Genomic DNA, 17,135 nt, shown 5'->3' on the forward strand with positions numbered 1-17,135 from the left:
CGTGTACCTTCAGGACAGTATACCCTTAAGCGATATCAATCTCCTTATGCAGCTTTTCCTCGTCGCATGGATCAGCCTAGTAGTGCTGATCGTGCGGCGAACAATCGCATCGGGAAGTGTCGGCCTGCCGGCTGCCTTAGTTCTGACGATGAGCTTTCTTTATGGCGGTTGCTTCGTCTACGCGATGCCCGGTTACACGCATCTGCGTCCCGGCGGACACTGGTACCTGGTTCAGTACGACTTCTCGGAATGGATGATCGTACAGGCGACCTTCGCTTCCCTGCTCGGTCTTCTAGGCTTTGCCATTGGTAGTGGGGCCTTCGTACGCAACCCAGCTAAAAATTGGCCGCCGCCTGTTACCCAGACACGTCTCTATGAGCGCAACATTTTGACCACTCTCGGTATGATCGGGTTGATAGCCTTCGTTTTTCATTACTTTCGCATTTCATTTCCGATGTCTTCCGCCTTGATCGAGGCTGGCCGTAACGTTGCGGTGGCCGCACTCATACTGGGCGCCTACCTCGCTCGGCGCGACGGCAAGTCTCTGCTCGGTTGGGTGGCTTTGGCGGCGCTGGTTCCGCTGTATTACGTCGTGGTCTTTGGCTTCGCCTCCTATGGCTTTCTCTTCGGGCTTACCCTCGTAGCGTTCTGGATGGCGCAGCTGCGCCGGCGCAGAGCGGGCAATGGGTTGCAGGGCGCTCTTTGGAGCCTTCTGGTCCTCTGGCTCGTTCTGACCGCGTTCATCGGTTGGTTTTCCTTTCGCGACGAAATCCGCTTGGTCGTCTGGCAAGGCGTAGAAGGCTCAGTTTTTGGGATTGTGCTGGAGACCCTGCGCGAGACCGAACTGTTCTCACCGTGGAACTTCGACTCGCTCGATTTAGTGAACATCCGGCTCAATCTTAACATCTTTATCGGGCGGATGATCGAACAGCATGACTTGTTCCCCGAGTTACAGCGTTACGGTGCCACGCTCGTTATCCTGCCACTGGTGATACTTCCGCGCTTCGTTTGGCCGGGTAAGCCGGCCCGGGGCGGAAGCGATTTCATGGAAGACCATACCGGAATGATCCTGTCCGATTCAGCTACCTTCGGCACCGGCCTCGTCTTCGAGTTTTTCATTAACTTCGGCTATGTTGGTGTTCTGCTTGGCTTCATCACGCTGGGATGGATTATCCGCCGCATTGACCAGGCTGCAGCCCGGCGGCTGGCCCGCGGCGATTTCCTCGACTTCGCCCGCTTCTTTGTCGTGGGCGTCGTGGCCCTCGACCCGCTGCAGCGGCCCTTCTTCATCGTCAATGGCGCGGTCTTTGCCTGGATCCTGATGAGCCTGCTAATGTTGGCCCTCAACCGTTGGTCGGCTCGGCTCCGACGCAGCGCACCGAACAGTATGATGCAAGAATCCCAGCGATGATACCTTCTGGTTTCCTGTTGGTCTCTCCAGGACCAGTGGACGGGTATCCGCCGGTACAATACCAAGCGCGATTGCTGGCCAATGCGGGATATGAGGTGGAGCTTGTCACCCTCCCTTTGAACGCAGGACGCGAGGGTACGTTCTTTGCTCATCGAGGGGTGCGCATCACCTGCCTGCCGGGTCGTCTCCTGACGCCCGGTCGCACCGCACTGCGGCTGCTGGCGTTGGTGCGCTCCGTGGCGGCGGCGCGGCTCCGGCTGGGGCGGGCACGCAGCGTGGAGATCTGCTACGACCCAATCGGGGTCTGGATCTCCGACCTGACGCCGCGAAAGCCGGCGGTGCGGGTGGCGCATTTCCATGAGTTACTGCGCGACGCTCCCATGCATCTGGAGCGACGCCTTCCCCGTGCCATTGCCGGTTTCGATCACGTGGTGGTGCCTGATGCCGGCCGCGCTCGCCATACGCAGGACAAGCTGGAGCTGCCGCGGCTGCCACTGGTGATTGAAAACTATCCGCTGCGCGCGCACGCTCTTCCGGACCGTCCCGTCCGGAAGGACGGTTTCGAGGTCGTGTATTGCGGGTCCTTGGGCCTCAGCCAAAAGCTGGACGCCGTCATCCAGAGTATTCCAGCATGGCCGGCCCATGCCACGCTCGTCCTCATCGGTGACGATACCAGACCGATTGCGAAGCGGTTGCGCGCGATGGCCGAGGAACTGGATGTGAGCGATCGGGTGACTTTTCTGGGATGGATGGATCTGCCCCAAGCCGAGGAGCGGATGGCGTGGGCAGATCTGGGGATTGCACTGCTGGACAGCAAGAGCATCCAGTGGCGGACCGCGTTGGGGGCCAGCAACAAGCGCTATCTGTTCATGAAGGCGGGTCTGCCGCAGATCGGCGACACGAATCCCGGGGTGCCGGAACTGATTGAGAGCAACGGGATTGGCGCCTGCGTCACCGATCACGATCCCGCACAGATCGCCGCACAGGTCGCAGCCTACGCCGCCGACCCGTCACGCTGCCGGGCCGAAGGCATGCGGGCCTTCGACCTGCATCGAGGGGTTTACAACTACGATGCGGCATTCCGGCGCTTACTCGATCTCTGGAACACACCACTCGAGGCGGGGCATGAGACTGCACTACATATCTAATCTGCCCGCCGATCTGCGCGGCGGCGGCTACAGCTTGCGCAACGCGGCTGCATTCGAAGCCCTGTCGGAGGCGTTCGGAGCACGCTATCGCGGCCCCTTCACCTTTCCGCCGGGCGGCGTGGCAAAGCTGATCTCGGCCTCGCGCAGGCGACTGGGCTTACATGGCACGTTTCACCATTTTGCCCCGGGGCGTCTGTCGGCGCTCGCGCGCGCCGTTCGCAGGTCGCAGGCATTGGAAGCCGACCTGGTGTTCTTCAACGGCTTCACACCATGGATCCACACCGTTCCAGAGGGGCCGTACATCGCTTGGAACGATTGCAGCTTCCATGACTATGTCCGCATTTATCATGATCCCGCCCGTTTCGACCCACTCGACCTGGCCCGTATCGAGAGCCGGGAAGCTCAGTGGCTACGTGGCGCCCGGGCGGTGATCCTGCGCAGCCGGCATTTCGCCGACCGGACCATTACTCAATACGAACTGGACCCCGCCCGGGTCTTCAGTCTGCGCAACTTTTCGACCATGGCTCCGCCCAAAGCAGACACCTATAGTGGAGCGCCACTCTTTCTGTTCATGTCGACGCATTTTGTCGGAAAAAACGGCCCCGTCGTGCTGGACGCCTTCGCCCGACTGCGGGCGCGCTACCCGCAAGCACGCCTTGCCGTAGTCGGAGACATACCGGCAGCGGGGCAGCGCAGCACCTCTAAGAGTGTAGATTGGATCGGCTTTCTGGATCCGCGTGATCCTGCTCAAGACACGCGCAAGCGCGAACTGCTCGCCAGCGCTGCTATGCTAGTTCATCCGACCAGCTTCGACACCAACCCCGCAGTGCTAGTCGAGGCAGCATATTTCGGCTGCCCGGCGATTTCTACTAGAGCCTTTGCAATTCCCGAAATCATCGAGCATGGCAAGACTGGTTGGCTCGTCAACGATCCGCGCGACGCCGACGCACTGGCCGCCCGCATGGTCTGGGCGCTCGAAGCGACACACCCCTATTTCGAGATGCGTCGCGCCGCCCGGAACCGAGCGCTGGAGCGCATGACCCTGTCTCGCTTCAAAGCCGACCTGACCAAGATTGTGGCAGGGTGCAACTATGGGTCCGCGTCTACTCCTGGGACATCAGTTCGCCCTAATAGTCCCGAGAAAGTAGACATATGAAAAGCATTGCCCAACGCCTTTTCATATGCCCGACTTCCGCGGGCGCATGCGGCTGATCGGCCTGTTGATGGCGCCGCTGAAATCGACCCGATCGGCTTATGGGCCGCACATGCGTGTGCGCTCAGGCGACTACACCAACCTGGCTGCTCTGTTCGGCTTCTATGGCACCGAATTGCGCAACCTTATCCTCGAGTTGCCAAGTGACGGGGTCTTCGTGGACATCGGCGCCAACGCGGGCATCTATTCGTTGATCGCCGCCGATCATTTGACGAGGGGCCGGGTACTAAGCTTCAAGCCTAACCCCCGGGTCTTTGCCGACCTCTTGGCCAATCTTGAATTGAACGACGCCGATAACGTCGTGGCTCTGAACGCCGCAGTGGGCTCGCCGGGCGGCATTCTCAATTTAGCCGCGTCGGCAACTCATTCCGGCGCCGGCCACCTCACGCGCATGTCTGTCCCCGGGATGACCACACGGCCGGTCGCCTGCTTGGGCTTGCACCAACTACCCTTTCTAGCCGAGCTCCTGCGGGAGTCCGAGGTCCTGTGCAAGATCGATGTCGAGGGAGCCGAACGGGGCGTGCTGAAGGCCTTTGCAGAGGCAGGTGTTCTGGGAGAGGTGAACCGGTTCTACATCGAGATCTGCGCCCATCACCTGGATCGTTTCGGTTCCAGCCCCAAGGACATCTACGCCGACCTGGAAGCGCAGGGTTTCCGCGCTGCGGGTGGGCTGCGAACGTCTTATTCCTACGACGAATTGTTCGAGCGTCACGCATGACCACGGCAATGCCACTCGGTTTTGCCGAAACTGAAGCACAGGCATATCCGCGGCGACCGCCCCAGGCTAGGTTGCGCGCGGCAGCAAAATCGGCAGTGCTGCATTGTGCGCCCTGGTTGCGGCGACCCGCCCCGCGCTTCGTGCGCTGCCTTTATGCCCATGCGATCTTCCCCGAGCAGCGCAGCATCTTTGCAGACACGCTGGCGGCGCTGCGCACCCGCGGAGACATCATCGATAGTGCCACACTGTCAGAGTTGATCGCCGACGGCACGCCACCGGACGGCCGCTATTTCCACCTGTCCTTCGACGACGGTTTTGCCAATGTGGTTGAAAACGGAGCCGAGTCGCTGGACGCGGCCGGCGTCCCGGCCACCATCTTCGTGTGCAGCGGTTTTCCGGACGCCGCACCTGCGCGGTTGCGGGACTGGTTTCAAGGCATGTCAGCCTACGCTCGCCCCGTGCGGCCGATGAACTGGGACCAGATCCGCGCCTTCCATGCGGCCGGTGGCGAGATCGGAGTGCATACGCGGAGCCATGCGCGGCTATCGATGCTGGAGCACGACACGAAAGCCCTGCAGGCCGAGATCGCCGGCGCCAAGTCCGAGATCGAGGAGCGGATCTGCGCGCCCTGCACGACCTTCGCCTGGCCGTTTGGGCGCGCCTCGGACATCGGGCCGAGGGGCCGCCAGGCGGTGGCGGCTGCGGGATTCCAGCTGGCTTTCAGCGCGGTGCGCGGGTGTGTGCGGCCCGGAACCGACCCGATGGATGTGCCGCGCCACCAGATCGAGTTCCACTGGCCGCGCGGCGATCTGCGCGCCTGGATCGACGGGTTCGGAGAGTGACATCATGCGTGTGTTGATCCTGACCAGCAAGGAGTTCGGCATCGCCGGCACGGTGCTCGCGGCCCTGCATGACAGCTCGACGGTCGCGGACTGCGCAGCCTTGCTGTGTGATATGACCGCCACGCGCAAGGACCGGGCTTGGCTACAGCGCAAGGCCCGCAAGACCTGGCGGATCGGAGTCGGCGGCGCCGTGAATGGCCTGCGCATCCGGTCTTGGTTCGACTACGGCACCGTCGCCCATCTGCCCTCGGTCTGCGACCGGCTGGGTATGCCTCTGCTGCGGGCGCCGGGCGTCAATTCGGACGAGGCCGTGGCGCAGGTAAAGGCCTGGGCGCCCGATCTGATGATCTCGCTCGGCAATCCGATCATACACGAAAAAGTATTCGGCCTGCCGCTCTGGGGCACGGTGAACTTTCATGGCGAATTGCTGCCTGACTATCCCGGCGCGCAGAGCATCCTGTGGCCAATTCATGACGGCCGGCAAGTCAGCGGCTTTACCATCCACAAGGTGGCGCGGCGGCTGGACGGCGGCGACATCCTTGTCCGCCGGGAGGTGCCGATCGTTTTCCGCACGGATTTGCGCGCCACCATCGAGGCCACTGGCACGCGGATCCAGGCGATGGTCCCGGCCGCCTTTCGCGACCTGGTCGAGCATTGGCCCGAGCGCTGGCAGGCTGCCGCGCCCAACCCATCGCAGCCTGGCTACACCACCCCGACGCTGCGACAGTTTCGGCGGATGGTCCGCAACAATCGCCGCCTGCATGCCGCGCAGCAGCGAAAGGAGACCGGATGACCGCCCCCCGTCGCGTACTCTTTCTGACGACCACTGCGCTGGAATACGGTGGTGTCGGCCGCTATAGCCGTTACCAGATCGACGCTCTGCGCGAGATCTTCGGTCGCGAAGGGGTGCGCGCGCTGTCGCTCTTGGGACCCGACCCCGCGGCCTCGGTGTCGTTCCCGCTGGACTGGCACGGACGCGGACCGCGTTCGGGCAGCGTTGATCGCGCCCGGTTCTCCCTGGGCGCGGCGGCGCTGGCCTTGTCGTGGGGACCGGACGTCATCCACTGTGCGCATGTAAACCTGACGCCGCTGGGCGTGCGGCTGGCGCAGCTCTGCGGCGCGTCGACGGTGCTAAACGTCTACGGTCTGGAACTCTGGAGCGGGTTGTCGAACGCCCGTCGCGCCGCCATGGCGCGCATGGGCCGGTTGATCGCCGATTGCCACGCCACTGCCGATCACGTCGTGCGGGAGCGGCTGCATGCCGACCCGCCCGACGTCATCTGGGACTGCGCCGATCTGGACCGTTTCCGCCCCGGCTCGCCGCCGCCACACCTGTTCAAGCGTTATGGCCTGCCCGATCCCGATCGGTACCGGATCGTGCTGACGCTGGGCCGTTTGTCGGTCGGAGCGCGGCACAAGGGCTACGACCGGCTGCTGGATATCTGGGGCGACGTGCGGGCACGGGTGCCGCAGGCGCGGCTCGTATTTGCTGGACGCGGCGACGATGCCGACCGGCTGCGTGTCAAAGCCGCGAAACTGGGCCATGCCGACAGCGTCGTCTTTACCGGCTCCGTCGATGAAGAAGACCTTGCCGCAATCTACCGCACGGCCCATGTATTTTCGCTGGTCAGCGACAAGGGAACGGGCCGGGGCGAGGGCATTCCGCTCACCCCGATCGAGGCGATGGCCTCGGGTGTGCCAGTGCTGGTCGGCAACGAGGATGGCTCGATGGAGGCGGTGGACGACACGCGAAACGGCATCGTGGTCTCTCCCCGCGATCCCGCCAGGATGACCGACGCGCTGGTCGACCTGTTGACCGAGAAGGGCGAAAATCGCGCCGCTCGAGTGAATGAGGCCCGCCGCGTAGCCGAGGAACGCTTCGGCTATCGCGCTTTCCTGGCCAAGCATCGCGACTTCTTCGGCGTCCCTAGGCCGTCGGATCCCCCTCTTTGAGAGAGCGCACTCCAATGAGACATTCGTCAGTTTCACGTCCGTTCCGATCGCGCCTTCTGCGCAAGCTGGTGCGCAATACGCCGCTGAACGATGGTTATACGCTGGCCTTGGACATCGGTGGGCGCCGCTTTGTGACGCCGGTCATCGACGGCCTCGCCAACGAGGGGCCCGATCCGGCGATGGCGGAGCTTTTGGGAAAGGTCTTGCCGATGCTCGAAGACAGTTTCCTCGACATCGGCGCCAATGTCGGTCAGACACTGCTGGCGATGAGGGCGGCCGCTCCGGACATGCCCTATGTCGGGCTCGAACCCAACATCTCTTGCGCGGCATATATGCGGACCCTGGTCCGGCGCAACGGTCTGTCAGGCACCCTTGTAGTGCCGGTCGCGCTAATGGAACGCGCCTGCATCCTGCAGATGTCGCAGTACTCGGCCAGCGAGATCGATCCCAGCGCGACGCTGGTGGCGGATTTCAGGCCGGAGAAGGCCGTTGCCGGGACTCTCCACGTGCCTGCCTTTCCCTGGGCCGAGATCGAGCCTCTGATGGAAGGGCGCCGTTTCGGTTTCATCAAGATTGACGTGGAGGGGGCCGAGCTTGAGGTCTTGCGCGAGATCGCACCGCTTCTGCGGTCGTCCCGGCCTTGGCTGGCGATCGAGATTCTGCCCGCTTACAGTGCAGATTATGCGAACCGGTTGCCCCGGCAGGAGGCGATCGAGGCGATCTTGAAGGACGCGAGCTACGAAATCCTGCGCATCAAGCGCGACGTGTCGCAGGGTCTGAGCCATCTCGAACATCTTGATACGATCGGGATCCACGACGTTGTCGCGGACAGCGACTACCTGATGGTGCCTTCCGAAGCCATGGGGCGGCTGTCTGTGCTGCCGATGAAACCTGCGGGCACGGCGACTCGAGCCGCCTGAGCCATGCGCGTTCTGATCTTTGCTCCAAACTACCTTCCCGCCACCCGCTATGGCGGCCCGGTGCGGTCCACGCACGGGCTGGCGCGTGGATTGGCAGGCCAAGGCCATGAGGTGCATGTTCTGACCACCGACGTCGATGGGTCCGGGCGGCTGGATGTGCCGCTGGATCGCCCGGTCGAGATGGACGGAGTTCACGTGCATTATCGCCCGATCATCCCCCCGCGGCGGATCTATTTCAGCCCGGCGCTTGCGCGGCTGGCCGACGAGATGGTGCCATACATGGACGTGGTGCATGTCAACGGTATGTTCCTGTGGCCGGGCCCGCGGATCGCACGCGCGGCACGGCGGGCGGGAGTGGCGCTGGTCGTTTCGCCCCGGGGCATGCTGATGCCCGAGATGATCGCCGGCAAGTCGCGCCTGGTCAAGCAAGCCTGGATCAGGGCCTTCGAGCGCGCCAACCTCGCTGGCGCGCGCGCCATCCATCTCACCTCCGCGGGCGAGGCCGAAGGGCTGCGGAAGACCGGCCTCGATCTTGCGCCCTGCATGGTGATCGGCAATGGGGTCGACGCTCCGGACCCGGCCCCGACCCCTGCCGAGATCGCCGCCGTCTGGGGCGATGTGCCCGCCGGGCGACGGGTTGCCTTTCTGGCCAGGCTCGACTGGACCAAGGGCGTCGATCTCGCGATCGACGCTGCCCGCGCCTGTCCGGAGGTCTATCTGCGCATCGCTGGCTACGATCAGATCGGCCTGCGCGAGGCACTCCTACCGCGCACCCGCCGGTCCGACGGAAGCCGCTGCGCTGAATTCGTGGGCCCCTTGGACGGCCGCGCCAAATGGGCATTCTTGGCCGGCGCCGACATGCTTCTGGCGCCGTCGGTGCGAGAGAGCTTCGGCATGTCCGTGGCCGAGGCCTTGGCGGTGGGCACGCCAGCCATCGTCACCCCCGGCGTCGGCATCCGGACCATCCTAGCCGAACTCGATCCTGAACTCGTGGAGGAACGGACAGAAGAGGCGCTGGCGGAAAGCCTGCTCGAATGGATGAGAAACGGACCGCGCCGCAAGGCGGTGGGCCAGCGCGCAGCTTCTGTGATGGCCGACCGCCATGGCTGGCACGCCGCCGCGCAGCGTATGGTCTCTCTATACCGGGGAGAGCCGGAATGACCGGGACCACCGTTCAGCCTTCACCACGGTCGCGGTTCCTTCGCAATGTCTTGACACTTACTGGAGGGAACGCGCTCGCCCTAGTGCTACCCATCCTCGCGGCGCCGCTTCTTGGCCGCATCTACCATCCAGCAGAGTACGCGGCCTTGGCCCAATACATGGCCGCCGCCGGTCTCTTCAGCGTGATCGCCTCATTGCAGTTCCACCATGCCATCATCGCCGAGGCCACGGATCGCGCCGCAAACGATGCCTACTGGCTATGCATCCTGTCCGGGGCGGCATGCAGTCTGCTTGCGCTTCTCGGCGTCGCTGTCCTTTGGCCGGTCTGGTTGTTTCAGACCGCGGCTGGAGCATGGTTTTTCTGGCTCCCTCTCGGGGTCATGGCATCAGGGTTCATAATCGCGGCCACGACGCTGACCAACCGCGTGGGCCGCTACCGAGGCATGGCCGGGATCCGGGTTGTGCATGTCACTGTCACTATCTCGGCCTCGATCTGGCTGGGCCTTGAAGGCTGGAGCAGCTCCGGGCTGATGGTCGCATATCTGCTGGGTCAGCTGACGCAGGTGCTGGTCTATGCCGGCATGATCGGCAGCCTGTTCCGCAGATACCCCCTGCCGCGCCTGACACGTCTCCGCGTCATCGCCCGCAGGCACCGGCGGTTTCCAATTTTTACCATGCCCGGCGCGTTCTGTTACCAGCTGAACATGCAACTCCCCGTCTTCGTCATGACCGCAATCGGGGCTGAAGCGGCCCTCGGGGCATTCAACCGCGCCCGTCAATTAGTCAGTGCCCCCGTCACCACGATTGGGCAAGCCGTGATGCAGATCTTCCGCAGGGACGCGGCGCAGCAATATCGCAAGACTGGAGACTGCCGTCCGATCTTTCTGCGCACCGCCCTCGGCCTTTTTGCCGTCGGGCTACCGTTTTGCCTGCTCCTGATGGCTACCGCCCCCTCATTCTTCGAACTCTACCTCGGCCCGGCCTGGCGCGAAGCGGGCGATCTGGCCCGGATCCTGGCCCCGATGCTGCTGATGCAGGTCGTCACGGCTCCATTGTCGACAGTGTTCTTCTTCACCGGCCACCAGGCTCTGGATTTCGGGCTCAAAGTGATCTCGTCGGTCACAATGATCGTGCTGTTATGCGGAGCCATGGCGCTGGACGCTTCGGTGAGGACCATTGTCATCTGCTTCGCTCTGGCCTTAACGCTAACTTATCTCATCTCCTTTCTCTTAGGCTTCAAAATATCGCGTCAACAATGATGTTCCAATCTCGGAATCTCAGCCGCTTGCGGCGTCTTGCAGAATATTCCAGTGAGAAGAGTACCGAATTTTGTTCACCACAAAAACAAATCGCATACAAGCCCACCCCGAAAACCAGCATTCAGGACGTGGAACTGCGATTGTCAGGGGCCTCTCCATGCCGAACGACCATCTACCAAACCTCGTGGTGATCGGAGCCATGAAATGTGGCACGACCGCACTCCACGACTATCTCGAACGGCACCCCGACATTTTTATGTCCACTCCGAAAGAGGTGAACTACTTCTCCGGCAACCAATCGGATCGGTCGCTCGATTGGTACAAGAACCTGTTTCCCGCGACCTGCAAAATCCAGGGTGAATCGTCTCAGAATTATTCGAAAGCTCATCTTGAGAGATTCGCCGATGCTCCAAGACGAATGGCCGAGACTATTCCCGACGCCAAATTGATCTACATGGTCCGCGACCCCATTGAGCGATACCGCTCCCATGTGTCCGAGAACTACGTTGGAGAGATGCCGGAATCCATCCGGTGGATTGAGAAAACAGACCACCGGTTGAAAACGGGCCTCTATCACTGGCAACTGTCCCACTTTCTGAAATTCTACCCGATCGAACAGATCCGGGTCGTCGATCTTGACGATCTGGCGCGCGATCGTCTTGAGGTTATGAATGGGGTGTTCGATTTCCTTGGCGTGGATCGGGTGGACGATCCGGCCATGTTCGATTTTGTCTCGAACCCGAATGGCGAGGACGTCGTGCCCCCGCACCTGCGCAGAACCTTTGCCTATCGCGCCGCCAATCGCCTCGCGCCCGGCATGCTGAGCAGGGTCGTGCATCGGGACGCGGTCCGCCGCCGATTTTTCCCGGGTAGCTACAAGCCCAAACTGAGCTTGGCGGAAGCCGCCAGACTTCGAGAGGTCTACGCGCCCGATGTCGCCGCTCTTCGGGCCCTGACCGGTCAGCCGTTCTCGGGCTGGAGCCTCTAGGCCAGAACAGGAGAGACACGATGCCAACCACTTTCAAACGCATCCCCGGCAGGCCACTGGCCTACGTCATCTCGCCTCAGAAATGGGCGGGTTACCAAGTCTCAAAGCACCATTATGCCAAAGGGCTGGTCAAAAAGGGCTGGCAGGTGGTCTTCGTCGACCCGCCGACCAGCATGCGACGTCCGGGGCGCATCCAGCTACTGCCGTCCAACATTCCCGACTTGTGGGTCATGCGCTACCAGACGCCTTTTCCCTACAACCTGAAGTTCCAGCTGCGCAGAGTATTCGACCTGCTTATGAAGCTGCAGGCAAGACGGATGACCGCCGTGACTGGCGTCCCGGACGTGGTGTGGGACTTTGACAACGCCTATCAATTTCGGGACCTTCAAGCCTTCGGGGCCGGCAAGTCGCTTTTCCATCTGGTCGATGCAGGCACCCAGGGCATGGGGGAGAAGAACGCGGATCACTTTTTCTATTTGTATCGGTCTTACTGTGAAAACGCGGGCGGCACACCACTGGAAGATCACTACGTTGGGATCGGTCTGGGAGATGCGCATGCGGCCTTGGCGCGCACGCGCTTGGAGCATCCTTTGCCCGAACGTAAAGATGCCCCCGCCCATATCGGCTATGTGGGAAACCTGGCCGCGCCTTGGATCGACTGGGCCGGCATCCGCGAGATGGCCGCTCGCCACCCCGAGGCGCGCTTCACGCTCTGGGGTCCGTTGGGCGACGCGCCAGAACGAGACCCCGACCGTGCCGCGCTTCGTGACATGCCCCACGTCACCTTTCCCGGTCTTACCCCGCCCGAGGAAATCGTGCGCAAGTCCGAGGACGTGGATGTCTGGCTGATCCCTTTCGTGTCAGAGAAGGTGCAGGGCGGGCCGGTGAACTCGCATAAAGTGATGGAATACATGGCGACCGGGCGTATCATCGTCATGAGTTGGCTGGCAGCCTATCAGGACAATGATCTGGTCTACATGGCGGATGATCGCGACAGCCGCAATCTGCCCGAAATGCTCGACGATGTCCTGAAACAACTCGACGCTTACAACGCCTCCGACCGGGTCGAGGCCCGCAGATGCTTGGCGCTCGACTGCACCTACGACAAGCGCGTGACTCAAGTCCTCAAAATCGCCGGTCTGGACAGCCTCTCTCCAGTCGCGTCGGGCCGCGAGGCGGCGGAATGAGACTCGACCGATACGAAACCGGCGACTTCCAGCGCGGAGCCAATCGACTGACAGAGGCAGTTTGGCTTCTATTTTCTGCGCTTTTGGGCTCTGGCCTTCCAGGTTCAGCATGGCGCCGATGGATTCTGATTTGTTTTGGTGCGCGGATTGGCGAGGGGGTGGTCTTAAAGCCAGGTCTGAGAATAAAGTTTCCTTGGCACTTAGAGGTGGGGAACCACACATGGATCGGAGAGCGCGTCTGGATTGACAACTTGGCTCGCGTCAAGCTTGGGCACAACGTTTGCATATCGCAAGGCGCCTATCTTTGTACCGGAAGCCACGATTGGGCGGCCGATAGCTTCGACCTCATTACGAAACCGATCGAAGTTTCAGATCATGCTTGGGTTTGCGCAAAAGCTATGCTGGCGCCTGGAACCGAGGTGCTTTCGGGAGCTGTAATTACTATGGCGAGCCTAGGCAAAGGGCGACTAAAAGCTTGGACAGTTTATTCAGGGACTCCGGCTGCGCCAATAAAGCCAAGGCCAAGCTATGGAGGTTCGACGCATAGAGAATACGCTGAGCTCCCTTGATCTCTTGGGTAGGACCTGGCGCAATTGAAACTACTCGTTGCACCTTCCGATTGGGTTAATCGATATCATTTCTTGGCCAATAGGCCAAGGCCGGCGGCTTGCCGCCAAGGGCCGAATGGGCACGCTGTTGGTTTTAGAAGGCCAAGTTTTTTCGGATGACCCGCTTAGTCTCCAAACTGGTCTCCCAAGCATGCAGGTACGCGTATGCGTATTTCGCTTCGCGGACCTTCGGTTCTGGTTGCGCTACAGCCTCTCGATGAATATGCTATTAAAACTAAGGCTTTTTCCATCCATCGAGATCAGCACCCCAGAGCGGCGGAGCCGATCCGTCCAGGCGGAGGAAGTGATCTGATATCATTGGACTGTCAATCGGCGCCGAGCTACTGGGAGCTGATCAACCCGCTACTGGGTCACTTTTCACGCCAGTTCACATCAGCCGACCGAGTTAAGGCAAAGCCCCGATGATCAGCGTTATCGATTGTCCCAGACGAAGACCCTGGTTTCGCTTGAGCGTCGAGACATTTGCTCGTTCAGCATAATACTCAGGTTGAAATAGGCCATTACCACTACGTTTCCGGCGCCTGACGCTTCCAAGCCCCCAGCCCGGGACGCGGCGTCAGAAACGCGGTATAACCCTCGAGATCACTCGCAGGTGTTTCCTGGCTCAAGGCATCGTATTTCTCGGGACGCCACAGGAAGACCCTCGCCAAAGGATTTAGCCGGCGCGTAGCTGAGAGACGAGGGCGCATGAGGATTATCTGGGGCGCCCGAGGACGAAAGTTGGCGTCGCCGCCCGAAAAGCCGGGCGGCGACAAGTCTCATTACAGGATCGTGTCGAGAGTCTCGGCGAAGCCCTGGGCATCCTCGGCGGTGTCGAACTCCCAGCGTTCCTGGCCGCCGACGCCTCTCGGGCCGAGCTTGACCTCCGTGTCCGACAGGAACTGGACCGAGCCGTCGAAATTCTCGCTGACGGATCCATCGCGCGTCTGCGTGCCGCCCCAGCGCTCCCCGGCAAATTCGACGAACTCGTCGACACCGACCAGCGTCTCGGAGCCACTGATGCCCGCAGTCCCGCTCACCTTGAAGATAAACTCGTCGACGACCTTGCCGTCCTGCGCGGTGATGCCGAGGTGATCGCGCAGCTCGTCGATAAACTGCTGTGCATCTGCCTGGGAGCCGAACTCGAACTGCTCCTTGCCGCCGACCTTGTGGCTGCCGAGATCGACAATGGATTTGTCGGGCCCGGTCACCTTGATCTGCCGCGCCTCGTAAGAGTTGGACACGTTGCCGTCACGGATCTGCGTGCCACCGCTGGCGTCCGCGAATTTCTCGATGAAATCATCGAGACGCGATCCCGCATTGGTCGCGAACGCGTCCTTCACAGCGGCAAGAAATCCAATTGCATCCGCCTCGCTCGCGAAGTCCCATGTCTCCTTGCCGCCGACACCGCTGGAGCCCAGGTTGACTTCGGTTCCGGTTCGCGATGCCTGGTTTGCCGTGAAATTCGTCTCGCTGACATTTCCATTGCCGGTGAGCGTTCCGCCGAAGTCCGCAGCGATCAATTCGACATACTTGTCGGCCCATCCGTTTTTGATGTTGCCTGTCTCGGTCAGACTGAACTTGACCTGCGTGATGTCGTCGTCGCGCTCGGAGGTCTCGACCTTGAACTTGAAGTCCCCGAACTGAACGCCGACCTGCGTCGAGATCAGCGACGCGGTCGCCCGACCGAGCAGATCATTGGCGAAGCCTTCAAAGGCATCCTGATCGGCCATGTTGTCGAAATCTGCACGATACGAGCCACCGACGCCCGAACCACCGATGCTGACCCTATTCGCCCCATCATCCGAGCTGATCGAGGGGTTCGTTCCGAAAGCGTCGTAGACTGGCCCGTTGCCGCCCTCGTAGTTCTCCAGCGCGTTCGTGCTGACGTTGCCGCTCGAGATCGCGACGCCCGCGTCGAGCGTTTGCGCCGCGGCGGTCAGAAATCCGCTGACACTGGTGATGTCGTGGCGCACATCGCCGTCGATCACATATTGAACCAGCCCGTCGGTCACGCGGACCACGAAATTCGATCCGCCAAGATCAGCGTCGAAAATATTGAAAGCAGGCACGGTGTCTCTCCCCTATGCCACCAATGTCTCAGGATAAGGGGGACGCCCCGCGCCGCAGTATGCGTCGGGACGTCCACCCCGCGCAGAGAATTCACGCGGCGGTGAACGCCGTCAACGAAATACGACATTTTTGAGGCGTACTTGAGCGCCGAAACGCGGCCGGAACGTTGCGATTTGCGTGAGGTAAATTCGGCACTCCGTTCAAGCATAAGGACATTTGTGATCGGTTCACATTAGCGTCAGATCATGCTCCGGCTCCGTCGTCGCAGCTGGAACGTTTCTCACCAAACGACCCCCAAGGGAAATCCTAGGATGAAGTTTCTCAATAAGGTTGTGTCGAAGGATTTTCATGTCGCGGCACATAGAATCTCGGTACCTGCCGGTCGCTTACAGGATACTCGGGCGCGCAAATAATCGCCTCTAGGTCACACTCTCATTGTCCTCGCTCCCGTTCCGGCGAGAAAGCCGCTGCCGTTATCACCGGTGGTTGTGCAGGCACTTTCGCCTCCTCCGACATCGTCGTTGCCGGGGCCGCCTTGGACCCCGATCCATCCCTAGTCTTACACCGGGTCTGTCGTCACCACCTTTGGCCGTGGATTTGGTCATTTCCGTCGAAGCCAGCAACCGCGTGGCGGCCGTCTCCGATAATTGTGGCGGCCCGCCCGGGTCGCGATGCATCGGAGGGACGACCCAATACCGGAACAGCCGTGAGGCGCCTTCTGTCGTGCGCGACGACAGTAGATCTTGTTCAAGTTTCCCAGACATTCTGTTCGGCAAGCTCGAGATAGCGCGCCAGGACGCTGACCGACTTCCAGCCGCCGGCGCGCATGATGGCGGCTGTGTCGAAGCCGCGGCGCAGGAGATCCTGCGCCGCGCCGACGCGCAGCGAGTGACCGCTGAACGCGCGGACCTCCCCGGGCGGGTAGCCGGCGCTCTTGGCGGCAGTCTTGATCACCGTCTTGACCGTGCTGTCGCTCAGGCTGCGATCGATGGCATGGCCCTTGTAGATCGGGCAGAAGAGCCAGTTCGTGCAGTCACCGCGCCAGTCCATCCAGTCCAGCACGCAGCGCGCCGTGTCGCTTGAGGTGAAGGCAATGCGCCCCCTGCCCTCCTGATCCGCCTTGCTGCGCCGGATCAGTACCCGGAACGTTCCGTCATCACGAAACTCGAGATCGCTGTCGCGCAACGCGACGAGCTCGGATCGCCGTGTCATGAGCTCGTAGCCAAGCGAAAGCATCGCCGCGTTGCGCAGCCCCCAGGGGCTGTCGGGTTGCACCGCGAGGAAGCGTCGGAGATGCGCGGAGGTCAGGCCGCGCGCCTGCTCCGGGCGGCTGGGCCGCGCGCGGCGCACCCGGCGGAACGCCAGGTTGACGGTCTCGTCCCGGGTCGGATCGTCGAGCCCGAGGAGCCGATGGGCCTTGCGGATGCCGTAGAGGCGCCGCCGTACGGTCGACGGCGCCTTGCCCTCCGCCTCCGCTTCGAGAAACGCGCTGACCTGGGCCGCGCTGGCGGGAAACGGCGTGCATCGCGCCGTCTCGCACCATGCGACATAGGCCTCCACGTCCGAGTAGTACCCGCGCATCGTGGATGTCGCATAGGCGCCCTCAAGCGCTTCGAACGCCTCCCGCCACTCCAATGACATCGCACCTCACCAC

The 17,135-nt window shown here is 61.9% G+C and carries 15 protein-coding genes; 13 read left to right on the forward strand and 2 right to left on the reverse strand.

Going from position 1 to position 17,135, the window contains the following annotated elements:
* Window position 1 precedes the first annotated feature (1 nt).
* The 13 genes from ROJ8625_RS01350 to ROJ8625_RS01410 all read left to right on the forward strand — a co-directional run bounded on the left by ROJ8625_RS01350 (window position 2) and on the right by ROJ8625_RS01410 (window position 13,369).
* Window positions 2–1,411 (forward strand): hypothetical protein, encoded by a 1,410-nt coding sequence (locus ROJ8625_RS01350; protein ID WP_085790051.1) that lies wholly within the window; start codon window positions 2–4, stop codon window positions 1,409–1,411.
* A gap of 95 nt (window positions 1,412–1,506) precedes the next feature.
* Complete coding sequence (locus tag ROJ8625_RS01355) at window positions 1,507–2,559, forward strand: glycosyltransferase (protein ID WP_159456685.1); 1,053 nt, start codon at window positions 1,507–1,509, stop codon at window positions 2,557–2,559.
* A complete protein-coding gene (locus tag ROJ8625_RS01360) occupies window positions 2,537–3,715 on the forward strand; it encodes a glycosyltransferase family 4 protein (RefSeq protein ID WP_159456686.1) in 1,179 nt (392 codons plus the stop codon). The genes ROJ8625_RS01355 and ROJ8625_RS01360 overlap by 23 nt, the downstream gene beginning before the upstream one ends.
* A gap of 25 nt (window positions 3,716–3,740) precedes the next feature.
* Entirely contained in the window at window positions 3,741–4,490 is a 750-nt protein-coding gene (locus ROJ8625_RS01365) for an FkbM family methyltransferase (RefSeq protein WP_085790054.1), read from the forward strand.
* Entirely contained in the window at window positions 4,487–5,332 is an 846-nt protein-coding gene (locus ROJ8625_RS01370) for a polysaccharide deacetylase family protein (RefSeq protein WP_085790055.1), read from the forward strand. Before ROJ8625_RS01365 ends, ROJ8625_RS01370 begins: the two co-directional genes overlap by 4 nt.
* A gap of 4 nt (window positions 5,333–5,336) precedes the next feature.
* Window positions 5,337–6,125 carry a formyltransferase family protein gene (locus tag ROJ8625_RS01375; RefSeq protein WP_159456687.1) on the forward strand — a complete coding sequence of 263 codons (789 nt, stop codon included), beginning with the start codon at window positions 5,337–5,339 and terminating at the stop codon, window positions 6,123–6,125.
* Window positions 6,122–7,285 carry a glycosyltransferase family 4 protein gene (locus tag ROJ8625_RS01380; RefSeq protein ID WP_085790057.1) on the forward strand — a complete coding sequence of 388 codons (1,164 nt, stop codon included), beginning with the start codon at window positions 6,122–6,124 and terminating at the stop codon, window positions 7,283–7,285. Before ROJ8625_RS01375 ends, ROJ8625_RS01380 begins: the two co-directional genes overlap by 4 nt.
* Before the next feature lie 68 nt (window positions 7,286–7,353).
* A complete protein-coding gene (locus ROJ8625_RS01385) occupies window positions 7,354–8,205 on the forward strand; it encodes an FkbM family methyltransferase (RefSeq protein WP_159456688.1) in 852 nt (283 codons plus the stop codon).
* 3 nt (window positions 8,206–8,208) lie between these two features.
* Window positions 8,209–9,366, forward strand: a complete 1,158-nt coding sequence (locus ROJ8625_RS01390; protein ID WP_085790059.1) for a glycosyltransferase — start codon at window positions 8,209–8,211, stop codon at window positions 9,364–9,366.
* Complete coding sequence (locus ROJ8625_RS01395) at window positions 9,363–10,625, forward strand: oligosaccharide flippase family protein (protein WP_159456689.1); 1,263 nt, start codon at window positions 9,363–9,365, stop codon at window positions 10,623–10,625. The genes ROJ8625_RS01390 and ROJ8625_RS01395 overlap by 4 nt, the downstream gene beginning before the upstream one ends.
* 157 nt (window positions 10,626–10,782) lie before the next feature.
* The gene (locus ROJ8625_RS01400; protein ID WP_085790061.1) at window positions 10,783–11,613 is read left to right on the forward strand and encodes a sulfotransferase family protein; all 831 of its coding nucleotides are present in this window, start codon (window positions 10,783–10,785) and stop codon (window positions 11,611–11,613) included.
* 20 nt (window positions 11,614–11,633) lie between these two features.
* Entirely contained in the window at window positions 11,634–12,800 is a 1,167-nt protein-coding gene (locus tag ROJ8625_RS01405; protein WP_085790062.1) for a glycosyltransferase family protein, read from the forward strand.
* Window positions 12,797–13,369 carry a WcaF family extracellular polysaccharide biosynthesis acetyltransferase gene (locus ROJ8625_RS01410; RefSeq protein WP_085790063.1) on the forward strand — a complete coding sequence of 191 codons (573 nt, stop codon included), beginning with the start codon at window positions 12,797–12,799 and terminating at the stop codon, window positions 13,367–13,369. Before ROJ8625_RS01405 ends, ROJ8625_RS01410 begins: the two co-directional genes overlap by 4 nt.
* Window positions 13,370–14,190: 821 nt before the next feature.
* Here ROJ8625_RS01410 and ROJ8625_RS01415 read toward each other — a convergent pair.
* Window positions 14,191–15,432, reverse strand: a complete 1,242-nt coding sequence (locus ROJ8625_RS01415) for a hypothetical protein (RefSeq protein WP_143535009.1) — start codon at window positions 15,430–15,432, stop codon at window positions 14,191–14,193.
* A 796-nt stretch (window positions 15,433–16,228) separates the two neighbouring features.
* Window positions 16,229–17,122 (reverse strand): tyrosine-type recombinase/integrase, encoded by an 894-nt coding sequence (locus tag ROJ8625_RS01420; protein ID WP_085790065.1) that lies wholly within the window; start codon window positions 17,120–17,122, stop codon window positions 16,229–16,231.
* Window positions 17,123–17,135: the final 13 nt, after the last annotated feature.

This window comes from Roseivivax jejudonensis, assembly GCF_900172265.1.
GTDB classification, from domain to species: domain Bacteria; phylum Pseudomonadota; class Alphaproteobacteria; order Rhodobacterales; family Rhodobacteraceae; genus Roseivivax; species Roseivivax jejudonensis.